Below are 2,330 nucleotides of genomic sequence, written 5' to 3' on the forward strand. Positions count from 1 at the left end.
GGTTAACCGAATAGGGGAGCCGAAGGGAAACCGAGTCTTAACTGGGCGTTAAGTTGCAGGGTATAGACCCGAAACCCGGTGATCTAGCCATGGGCAGGTTGAAGGTTGGGTAACACTAACTGGAGGACCGAACCGACTAATGTTGAAAAATTAGCGGATGACTTGTGGCTGGGGGTGAAAGGCCAATCAAACCGGGAGATAGCTGGTTCTCCCCGAAAGCTATTTAGGTAGCGCCTCGTGAATTCATCTTCGGGGGTAGAGCACTGTTTCGGCTAGGGGGTCATCCCGACTTACCAACCCGATGCAAACTGCGAATACCGAAGAATGTTATCACGGGAGACACACGGCGGGTGCTAACGTCCGTCGTGAAGAGGGAAACAACCCAGACCGCCAGCTAAGGTCCCAAAGTCATGGTTAAGTGGGAAACGATGTGGGAAGGCACAGACAGCCAGGATGTTGGCTTAGAAGCAGCCATCATTTAAAGAAAGCGTAATAGCTCACTGGTCGAGTCGGCCTGCGCGGAAGATGTAACGGGGCTAAACCATGCACCGAAGCTGCGGCAGCGACACTATGTGTTGTTGGGTAGGGGAGCGTTCTGTAAGCCGTTGAAGGTGGCCTGTGAGGGTTGCTGGAGGTATCAGAAGTGCGAATGCTGACATAAGTAACGATAATGCGGGTGAAAAACCCGCACGCCGGAAGACCAAGGGTTCCTGTCCAACGTTAATCGGGGCAGGGTGAGTCGACCCCTAAGGCGAGGCCGAAAGGCGTAGTCGATGGGAAACAGGTTAATATTCCTGTACTTGGTGTTACTGCGAAGGGGGGACGGAGAAGGCTATGTTAGCCGGGCGACGGTTGTCCCGGTTTAAGCATGTAGGCGGAGGTTCCAGGTAAATCCGGTACCTTATTAACGCTGAGGTGTGATGACGAGGCACTACGGTGCTGAAGTAATAAATGCCCTGCTTCCAGGAAAAGCCTCTAAGCATCAGGTAACACGAAATCGTACCCCAAACCGACACAGGTGGTCAGGTAGAGAATACCAAGGCGCTTGAGAGAACTCGGGTGAAGGAACTAGGCAAAATGGTGCCGTAACTTCGGGAGAAGGCACGCTGATATGTAGGTGAAGTGGTTTACCCATGGAGCTGAAATCAGTCGAAGATACCAGCTGGCTGCAACTGTTTATTAAAAACACAGCACTGTGCAAACACGAAAGTGGACGTATACGGTGTGACGCCTGCCCGGTGCCGGAAGGTTAATTGATGGGGTTATCCGTAAGGAGAAGCTCTTGATCGAAGCCCCGGTAAACGGCGGCCGTAACTATAACGGTCCTAAGGTAGCGAAATTCCTTGTCGGGTAAGTTCCGACCTGCACGAATGGCGTAATGATGGCCAGGCTGTCTCCACCCGAGACTCAGTGAAATTGAACTCGCTGTGAAGATGCAGTGTACCCGCGGCAAGACGGAAAGACCCCGTGAACCTTTACTATAGCTTGACACTGAACACTGGTCCTTGATGTGTAGGATAGGTGGGAGGCTTTGAAGTGTGGACGCCAGTCTGCATGGAGCCATCCTTGAAATACCACCCTTTAATGGCTGGTGTTCTAACGTAGACCCGTAATCCGGGTTGCGGACAGTGTCTGGTGGGTAGTTTGACTGGGGCGGTCTCCTCCTAAAGAGTAACGGAGGAGCACGAAGGTTAGCTAATCCTGGTCGGACATCAGGAGGTTAGTGCAAAGGCATAAGCTAGCTTGACTGCGAGAGTGACGGCTCGAGCAGGTGCGAAAGCAGGTCTTAGTGATCCGGTGGTTCTGAATGGAAGGGCCATCGCTCAACGGATAAAAGGTACTCCGGGGATAACAGGCTGATACCGCCCAAGAGTTCATATCGACGGCGGTGTTTGGCACCTCGATGTCGGCTCATCACATCCTGGGGCTGAAGTAGGTCCCAAGGGTATGGCTGTTCGCCATTTAAAGTGGTACGCGAGCTGGGTTTAGAACGTCGTGAGACAGTTCGGTCCCTATCTGCCGTGGGCGCTGGAGAATTGAGGGGGGCTGCTCCTAGTACGAGAGGACCGGAGTGGACGCATCACTGGTGTTCGGGTTGTCATGCCAATGGCATTGCCCGGTAGCTAAATGCGGAAGAGATAAGTGCTGAAAGCATCTAAGCACGAAACTTGCCCCGAGATGAGTTCTCCCTGACTCCTTGAGAGTCCTGAAGGAACGTTGAAGACGACGACGTTGATAGGTCGGGTGTGTAAGTGTAGCGATACATTGAGCTAACCGATACTAATGAACCGTGAGGCTTAACCTTACAACGCCGAAGATGTTTTGGCGAA

Annotated in this window: 1 rRNA gene; it reads left to right on the top strand. The window is 52.7% G+C overall.

From position 1 onward, the window contains the following. Nucleotides 1-2,305, top strand: a 23S ribosomal RNA gene (locus tag OGX96_RS10300); the annotation flags it as partial. Nucleotides 2,306-2,330: the final 25 nt, after the last annotated feature.

The organism is Citrobacter sp. Cpo100 (genome assembly GCF_030332595.1).
In the GTDB taxonomy this organism is placed as follows: Bacteria; Pseudomonadota; Gammaproteobacteria; order Enterobacterales; family Enterobacteriaceae; genus Citrobacter; species Citrobacter portucalensis.